The following is a 7,958-nucleotide window of genomic DNA, read 5'->3' as shown; positions in this document are numbered from 1 at the left end:
GTAGCACCAACAGGTCCAGCAGGTCCTTGAGGTCCGGTAGCACCAACAGGTCCGGCAGGTCCCTGAGGCCCTGTAGCACCAATAGGTCCTTGAGGTCCTATAGGTCCTTGTGCACCAATAGGTCCCTGAGGTCCAATAGGCCCTTGAGGCCCAACAGGTCCAACGGATCCTTGGGGTCCAGTAGCACCAGGGATGCCCTGAGGCCCTTGAGGCCCAACAGGCCCTTGAGGTCCAGCAGGCCCAACGGGTCCTTGGGGTCCAGTAGCACCAGGAATACCCTGAGGTCCCTGAGGTCCTTGTGGCCCTTGAGGCCCGGTAGCACCATCAAGTCCGGCAGGCCCTTGAGGTCCGGTAGGTCCAGTAGGTCCTGGAGGCCCTGGAGGACATGGAGGACATGGAGGCCATGGTTTACATTTGGGATAGCAATGTGTTGAAACATTTGACTTTTCAGCAATATAACGACGAAATTGATCGCTCATATATTTATTCTGCCCCCTTTACAAATAATTGATATACAGTGACTAGTTTTTATCATCCGTTTGCATGGGCCCATCTTACCTTCAATCCGTAGTTTTTGTTTAATCTTGAAGAGAGACTTTTGTTAGTTTCAAAAAACATGTCTCCCCTTTTCTCGATAATAAATTATGCAGAAGAGGTATAATAGGTTACTAAACTTGACAAAATATTAATTTTTTTTGGGTGTAACAGACGGAAGGTTGCTCTATCTAATACTAAAATTTGCAATTAATGTCCAATATTTAGAAAATTAGGAATATGTTGCAGCAACTTGTTTTTAGATGGTAATATGATATAATATAATTGCGAAAGTTAAAAAATTAACAAAGTATACGAGGGTAATAAAGGCTCCCTATCAGAGGAAGTAAGTAACGTTACAAAGAGGAACTGTAAAGAGTTTAGTTTAAGGCAATAGCTTAATACTCATGTGAACATGGCCTAATCTGCCAATATAGATAATGGTTCTACACAATTATTATAAAAATTTTAATTGGTTGCTGTATAAAATGCATACTGTATTAGGCGGATACAATGCAATAGATATTTGCAATAAAATATAAACATTCAGTTTTAACAGATCTAAGAAAAAAATAACTTCAATTTAATATGTTTTACACATTGAAAGGAGTGTATCTATGGTAGTAATTAATGTTTGTATCGGCAGTGCATGCCATCTAAAAGGAGCCTACAATGTTTTAGAAAGACTTCAACAGCTTATAAAAGACAGAGACCTAGAGGATCAAGTCACATTGAAGGCAGCCTTCTGCCTTGGACAATGCACCCAAGCAGTTTCAGTAAGGATTAATGATGATGGAGTAGTAGCAGTAAGTGACAAAGATGTAGATGAGTTTTTTGAAGAAAGCATCATTGGGAGGTTATCAAATTGAGTTTTTTTGACTTCTCAAGAGCTAATTGTAAAAATTGCTATAAATGCTTACACTACTGTGCAGTCAAAGCTATAAAGATGCGAGATGAGCAGGCTGAAATTGTGAAGGAGAGATGCATTGCCTGCGGACAGTGCTTTTTTGTATGCCCCCAGGATGCTAGAGAAGTTAAGTGTGATTTGGATGATATTAAGGCAGCTATTAAGGCAGGCAAAAAAGTGATCGCAAGCTTAGCTCCATCCTTCCCAGGGGCCTTCGAAATAGGTGATAACAGTAAAATGATATCAGCTTTAAAAAAACTTGGCTTTGAAATTATTGAGGAAACAGCAGTGGGGGCTATGGTTATTGCTGATCTTTATAAAACCTATATAGAAGAGTCTCAACACAAAAACATTATAACAACAAGCTGTCCTTCTGCAAATTTTTTAATTGAGCAGTATTATCCCATGCTTACACAATATATGATCCCCTTGGTTTCTCCAATGATTGCCCATGGAAAAATACTAAAGAGAATATACGGAATGGACAGTTATGTGGTCTTTATAGGGCCTTGTATATCAAAGAAGATAGAATCTATGGATTCTCAGCACCAGGGAGTAATCGATGGAGTATTAACCTTTGATGAGCTACAAAAATGGATGGATTCTGAAGCCATAGACCCTAACCTCCTTGAGGAGCAGCCCTGGGAAAGGATATCCCATGCCAGGGGAAGAGGTTTTCCCTTAGGAGGAGGCATACTAAAAAGTGTATTGAAAAATGATACTTTAAATTATGAATCTATAGCAGTAGACGGTATTCATGAATGTATAGATCTTCTAAATTCCTTAAAGGAAGGAAGTATTGAGGGAGCTTTAGTAGAGATCAGTGTATGTAAGGGCAGTTGTATCGGAGGCCCGGCTATGCCAAAGGCTACAAGAAACTATTTCAAAAGTAAAAAAAGGGTGAGAGACTATGTAAGTTCAGAAGTGGTAGGACATAGCAATAATGATATGCCCATTGATAACATAAGCTTTTCTAAACATTTTTCTCATAAGGCCATAGAAAAATCGCAAGCCAGTGAAGAAGAAATAGCTGCCATAATGAAGAAAATGGGAAAGTATAACCAAGAAGACCAGCTTAACTGCGGCAGCTGTGGATATAATACATGCATAGAAAAGGCTCAGGCAGTCCATGAAGGCATGGCAGAGACGGATATGTGTCTTCCTTTTATGAGGAACAAGGCCGAAAACGTTGCAAATGTAATACTTGATAATTCTCCTAATGCTATTTTACTTTTGGATGAAGATATGAGGGTGAAGGAGTTCAATGCAACTGCGGAAAGGATATTTAGAATTAGCTCCATTGATATAAAGAATAAAGCCATTAGTACTATACTAAATGACAGCAGTTTTTATAATGTGAAGTCTACCAAGAGGAGTATAATAGGTAAGAAAATCAGTTATCCTCAGTATGGTATAGTTCTTATCCATAATATTATATACATTGAAAATGAGAATCTAATTCTTGTAATTATGAACGATATGACTGAAGAAGAAAAGCATAAGAAGGAGCTGACTAGAGTGAAAGAAAGTACAATAAATTCTGCTCAAAGAGTCATAGAGAAGCAAATGAGAGTTTCCCAAGAAATCGCAAGCCTGCTGGGGGAGACCACGGCAGAGACTAAGGTAATTTTGTCAAGGTTAAAGAAAATAGCTTTAGAAGAGGCAGGTAACGAATAATGGAATATTTCATCGATGTTGCCTTTGACAAATTAAACAAACATGGAGAAGAGCTATGTGGAGATAAGGTAGAGTTAAAATATACAAAAGATAGTGTAATTTTAGTAATGGCAGATGGTTTGGGAAGCGGAGTAAAGGCTAATATCCTTGCAACCCTGACATCAAAAATTGCAGCTACTATGCTGGAAAACGGAGCCAGTATATATGAAACAATAGACACAGTAGTAAACACCCTGCCAGTATGCAATATAAGAAAGCTTGCATATTGTACATTTACAATAATTCAAGTACATCAGGATGGAAGGGCCTATATAGCTGAGTATGATAATCCTCCAATGTTTTTAATCCGTGGAGGGAAAAGCATTGAAGTGGAAAAAAAACACAGTACAATTAATGGAAGGGTAGTTAAAGAAGGAAACTTCCTTATGCAAGAGGGAGACGTTCTTACAGTAGTCAGCGACGGAGTGGTTCATGCCGGAGTAGGAGGAATTTTAAACTTAGGCTGGCAGTGGGATAATATATTAGATTATTTAAAGGGTTTATCCTTAAGAGAAAAGTGTGCAAAAAATATATCCAAGAGTTTAGTAGAAGTTTGTGAAAACTTATATTTAGGGGAGCCAGGGGACGACACTACCGTTGTAAGCATAAAATTTAGAAAACCAGAAGTAGTAAATCTTTTTACAGGCCCTCCCCTCAACAGAGAAGACGATGAATGGGTAGTAAAGGAGCTGATGAGAGGCAGGGGCAAAAAAGTGGTCTGTGGGGGTACCGCTGCCAACATAGTAGCAAGAGAAACAAACAGGGAGATTTTAGTTAGTCTGGATTATATAGATAAAAGCATACCTCCAACAGCGAATATTAGGGGAATAGATTTAGTAACTGAGGGAGTTTTGACCCTAAGTAAGGCTGTAGAGATTATAAGAAATTATATAGGTGCTCCCTTAAAGGATGATGTACAAAGTCTTAAAGGTAAGGATGGAGCCTCAAGGCTTGCTAGACTCCTTATCGAAGACTGCACCAATCTAAATTTATTGATAGGCAGGGCAGTGAATCCAGCCCATCAAAACCCCGATCTTCCTATTGATTTAAGCATAAAATTAAAGGTGGTTGATGAGCTGGCTACACATATGGAGTACTTGGGCAAGAACGTAATGAAAACATATATTTAATTGGGGGCACAATGATGAGGCGATTTGAAACTGATGTTCAACTAATAAAATACGAAGTCCTTAAAGAAGTTGCAAGATATACCTTAGAAGGCACCTTAGAAAAAAATTTCCATAAAATACCGAAAAAAATCGATCCAGGGCCAAGGCCTAGAATTAGATGCTGCATTCACAAGGAAAGGGCCATTACTGTAGAGAGGGTCAAACTAGCCATGGGTGGAGATAAGGATAACAAAAATGAGATAGAAGTGATAAATGCAGCTTGTGATGAGTGTCCCATTAATCGTTTTACCATTACTGAGGCCTGTAGAGGATGCTTAGCTCATAGGTGCATTGAGTCATGCCCAGTGAAGGCTATTTACCAAGTGGGAAAAAGGGCTTACATAAATCCAGAGAAATGTATAGAATGCGGAAAATGCAAAAGTGTATGCCCATTTAATGCAATATCTGATGTTATGCGACCATGCAAAAAAGCCTGTCATGTATCAGCCCTATATATTGATGAAGAAAAGATAGCAGTAATTGACAATGAAAAATGCGTGCAGTGTGGAAGCTGCGTATACCAGTGCCCCTTCGGAGCAATTATGGATAAATCCTATATTGTAGATGTCATAGAGCTTTTAAAGAAGGCCAAAGCTAAGGATGAACTTAGAGTCTATGCTGTAATCGCACCTGCTATATCCAGTCAGTTTACCTATGTAAGGATCGGTCAGGTTGTAAAAGGCATTAAGCTTTTGGGCTTCCATGATGTGGTTGAAGCTGCCCTAGGAGCCGATATGATTGCCTACAATGAGACACTGGAGCTAGCCCATAGGCTGAAATCAAGCAAGGTTATGACAAGCTCCTGCTGTCCTGCCTTTGTAGCTTATATTCAAAAGCATTATCCATCCCTTATAGATAAAGTATCTGACTCTGTATCTCCCATGGTGGCGGTGGCAAGGCTGATAAAATCTATGGATGAAAATGCCAAGGTAGTGTTTATTGGTCCCTGCACAGCAAAAAAGGCGGAGGCAAAGGAAAGTCATGCAGTAGGAAGCGTAGATTATGTCATTACCTTTGAAGAACTTTGTGCCATGATTGATGCCATGGATATCAGGCTAGAAGACTGTGAGGATGCTCTATTAGACAATGCCTCTTATTACGGAAGGATATTCGCTAGGACCGGCGGCCTTGCAAAGGCTGTAGAACATGTAGTGGAGGCAGAAAAGCTGGATATTGAATGTAAACCCATAAGCTGTGATGGATTGGCTGAATGTGACAAAGTATTAAAGCTAATAAAGGCTGACAGATTAAAGGGAAATTTTGTTGAAGGCATGGCCTGCTTTGGAGGATGTATTGGAGGGGCTGCATCCCTGCACCATGGACCAAAGGATCGAAATGAGGTAGATAAGTACGGTCAGTTGGCTATAGAAAAGGAGGTAAAGGACTCATTAAGGGTCTTTGACCTTGACAGCCTTAACCTAACTAGGGACTAGTAAGACTAGGATTGAGGAATAGTTAACCATTGAAAATACCGTTTGAATAAAAAAACATCAACTCTCTTTGAAAAATGAAGTTTCAACAAATGATGATGACTGTAACTTTGAAAAAGCAGGTGAAGTATATGAGCGATATCGCTGTGAAAGGTACAGGAACTGTATTTGTAAATAATAAAAACAATGGAGTGCTGATGAACCTACCAAGAAATCAGTAGTTGTAATCTAATAGCATTCACCTATGGCATTGATGAGGAGGACAGACTTTTTACACCTGTCCTTCTTGCTATAAATACAATTTTCATAATTACAAAGCACTATTCCTTTTCCCTCCCTTCAATCTTTTTACTCTTCTGTAGACACCACTGTCCGTCATGTTAAAGTATTTAGCAATCTCCATATAGGTGAAGCCTTTCCGATAGAGGCGCTGCATCTCCATCGTCTCTAGCCCCTTTAATTCCTTGGGGCTGAGGGAGAGTAGACCATATTTATGCAGAATCATGTCCGTCAGGGCTTCCTCAGGAGATAATATAGCTTCATATAGGGCATAGTAGTTGTATCTCAAATCATCCATTACTGTATCACTCCTCTGTCTGGAGAAAAAATCTTTCATTATGGCAGTGTGGAGAATTGCTGCCCTCAGAAAATTCGCGCAACGTGAAACTATGAGGCAAAAAAATATCCTGCCAATCTTGGATTTCTAATAGCTTTATTATTTTCATGGCGGCTTCATGGGGGATTCTTCTACCGCCATTTTCATAAAGATTGTAGGAAGATATGGATACTCCTAGTTTTCTAGCCATATACTCCTGGGTATAGTCCTTATTCCTTCGGTAATGCTGTAAGGTTTTTTGATTCATCTTTTTCCTCCTTTGATTAACTAAATGTGAATTAGTTATCTCTAGTATATATTCACGATATGGAAAAGTAAATAGGTTTTTTTATTATTTTGTGAAGTTCTTGTTTACAAAAAGTAAAAAAAGGTGTAGAATGATTACAAATAGTAAAAGGGTTATTTTGGAAGGTAATCATTTTTTCAAGGAAAAACTTTAGTTATTGATGCTGAATAAGAAAAAGGCGGTGAGAAGGTGCTAGGGGAGCGTATAAAAAAATTGAGGGAAGAACAGGGCCTATCCCAACTGGAAATGGCAAAGGTGCTGGGTGTGGGAAATTCTACTATGTCTATGTACGAGTCAAATGCTAGAAAGCCTGATTATGAGACATTAAAAAAAATAGCTGATTATTTTAACGTCACCACTGATTATCTTTTGGGTTTAACTGAGATACCAATGCAGGAGCAGCATGAAGAAATATTAGCGGATTATCCAGAAATCGTCAGTATTCTTAGAAGGAACAAAAAGAAATTAACCGAGTCAGATAAAAAGAGAATTGCAAGAATCATTGAAGCCTCTATTTTAGATGAGGATTAAGAATAGAGAAAGGGTATCAAAGGGGGAAATCATGAAAAAAATACTTTTAAAAGTACCTAGAAGGCAAAGGTCCATTGAAATCGCTAGAGATTTTTTGAAGTCAAAGGGAAATCCATGTGTTCCTATCCCTGTGGAACAGCATCTCATGGAGCTTTCCACCCTAATAAAGTTTAGAGATGAGGAGGAGGAGGGCTTTGGGGTAATGGAGGCTTCCGGCAGGTATAGAATATATGTCAATACCAGCATCATACAAGGCCGGGATCTATGGACCTATGCCCATGAATTAGCCCATATTGTTTTGGGGCATTATGATGATTTTGATTATAAGCAGCTATCGGATCGATGCTTGTACTACCTAGACCAAGAGGCAGATTATTTCGTCAGTGAATACCTGATGCCACAATATGGCTTTGAGGATTATTTTTTCTTTAAAGGGAGGCCCAAGTATTTTAATCCTCAATATATCGGAACACTAAAAAATTTTTTTGGTGTCTCCTGGACAGCCATGATCTTAAGATTACATACATTGAATTATCAGGACTATAAGAAATCAAAGGAATACATAAAGGATTACAAAAAAAAGAGAAAAAAGCTTTTCTATTGTAAAAAATCCTGAAGGGAAGAAATGGCTGCAGACTGAGGCAGTTTTTATTTGGACCCTTATACCGAACATATGTTCATGTGCTGATAAAGGGCTTTGAAAAAGGAGAAGGTGAGTAAAACGTGAGTAAAATGAGAAAACAAAAAAACACGACTCCCAGACATTGTC

At 38.9% G+C, this 7,958-nt stretch carries 8 protein-coding genes and 1 pseudogene; 6 read left to right on the top strand and 3 right to left on the bottom strand.

Annotated elements, in window-relative coordinates; all coding sequences use genetic code 11:
- Positions 1 to 479: pseudogene (locus BMX10_RS18280) on the bottom strand (hypothetical protein); the annotation flags it as partial.
- Between the two features lie 672 nt (positions 480 to 1,151).
- Between BMX10_RS18280 and BMX10_RS07375 the strand changes: the two are divergent.
- The 4 genes from BMX10_RS07375 to BMX10_RS07360 are packed head-to-tail and all read left to right on the top strand — an operon-like array spanning position 1,152 to position 5,759.
- On the top strand, positions 1,152 to 1,403 hold the full coding sequence (locus BMX10_RS07375) for a (2Fe-2S) ferredoxin domain-containing protein (RefSeq protein WP_090441715.1): 252 nt from the start codon (positions 1,152 to 1,154) through the stop codon (positions 1,401 to 1,403).
- Positions 1,400 to 3,118 carry a [Fe-Fe] hydrogenase large subunit C-terminal domain-containing protein gene (locus tag BMX10_RS07370; RefSeq protein WP_090441712.1) on the top strand — a complete coding sequence of 573 codons (1,719 nt, stop codon included), beginning with the start codon at positions 1,400 to 1,402 and terminating at the stop codon, positions 3,116 to 3,118. Before BMX10_RS07375 ends, BMX10_RS07370 begins: the two co-directional genes overlap by 4 nt.
- On the top strand, positions 3,118 to 4,287 hold the full coding sequence (locus BMX10_RS07365; protein WP_090441709.1) for a SpoIIE family protein phosphatase: 1,170 nt from the start codon (positions 3,118 to 3,120) through the stop codon (positions 4,285 to 4,287). Before BMX10_RS07370 ends, BMX10_RS07365 begins: the two co-directional genes overlap by 1 nt.
- 14 nt (positions 4,288 to 4,301) lie before the next feature.
- Positions 4,302 to 5,759, top strand: coding sequence for a 4Fe-4S dicluster domain-containing protein (locus BMX10_RS07360; protein ID WP_090441706.1), 1,458 nt, complete (start codon positions 4,302 to 4,304; stop codon positions 5,757 to 5,759).
- A gap of 307 nt (positions 5,760 to 6,066) precedes the next feature.
- On the opposite strand, the gene BMX10_RS07355 is transcribed toward BMX10_RS07360, so the two are convergent.
- Positions 6,067 to 6,333, bottom strand: a complete 267-nt coding sequence (locus BMX10_RS07355) for a sigma-70 RNA polymerase sigma factor region 4 domain-containing protein (protein WP_090441703.1) — start codon at positions 6,331 to 6,333, stop codon at positions 6,067 to 6,069.
- Positions 6,334 to 6,340: 7 nt separating this feature from the next.
- Positions 6,341 to 6,619, bottom strand: a complete 279-nt coding sequence (locus BMX10_RS07350; RefSeq protein ID WP_090441699.1) for a helix-turn-helix transcriptional regulator — start codon at positions 6,617 to 6,619, stop codon at positions 6,341 to 6,343.
- A 228-nt stretch (positions 6,620 to 6,847) separates the two neighbouring features.
- On the opposite strand from BMX10_RS07350, the gene BMX10_RS07345 reads away from it, so the two are divergent.
- Both BMX10_RS07345 and BMX10_RS07340 read left to right on the top strand, forming a co-directional pair.
- Positions 6,848 to 7,189: a helix-turn-helix domain-containing protein gene (locus tag BMX10_RS07345; protein WP_090441696.1), complete on the top strand. Its 342-nt coding sequence runs from the start codon at positions 6,848 to 6,850 to the stop codon at positions 7,187 to 7,189.
- Between the two features lie 31 nt (positions 7,190 to 7,220).
- Positions 7,221 to 7,805 (top strand): ImmA/IrrE family metallo-endopeptidase, encoded by a 585-nt coding sequence (locus BMX10_RS07340; RefSeq protein ID WP_170834730.1) that lies wholly within the window; start codon positions 7,221 to 7,223, stop codon positions 7,803 to 7,805.
- The last annotated feature ends 153 nt before the right edge of the window (positions 7,806 to 7,958 follow it).

The sequence above is a fragment of the Natronincola peptidivorans genome, from assembly GCF_900111615.1.
GTDB lineage: Bacteria > Bacillota > Clostridia > Peptostreptococcales > Natronincolaceae > Natronincola_A > Natronincola_A peptidivorans.
Note: the sequence above shows the minus strand (reverse complement) of the source record. Positions and strands in the feature narration are given on the sequence as shown.

Excerpts from the sequence above, each read along its gene's own strand:
- BMX10_RS07375 (WP_090441715.1), top strand. The coding sequence starts at position 1,152 with ATGGTAGTAATTAATGTTTGTATCGGCAGTGCATGCCATCTAAAAGGA.
- BMX10_RS07350 (WP_090441699.1), bottom strand. The coding sequence starts at position 6,619 with ATGAATCAAAAAACCTTACAGCATTACCGAAGGAATAAGGACTATACC.
- BMX10_RS07360 (WP_090441706.1), top strand. The coding sequence starts at position 4,302 with ATGAGGCGATTTGAAACTGATGTTCAACTAATAAAATACGAAGTCCTT.
- BMX10_RS07365 (WP_090441709.1), top strand. The coding sequence starts at position 3,118 with ATGGAATATTTCATCGATGTTGCCTTTGACAAATTAAACAAACATGGA.
- BMX10_RS07355 (WP_090441703.1), bottom strand. The coding sequence starts at position 6,333 with ATGGATGATTTGAGATACAACTACTATGCCCTATATGAAGCTATATTA.
- BMX10_RS07340 (WP_170834730.1), top strand. The coding sequence starts at position 7,221 with ATGAAAAAAATACTTTTAAAAGTACCTAGAAGGCAAAGGTCCATTGAA.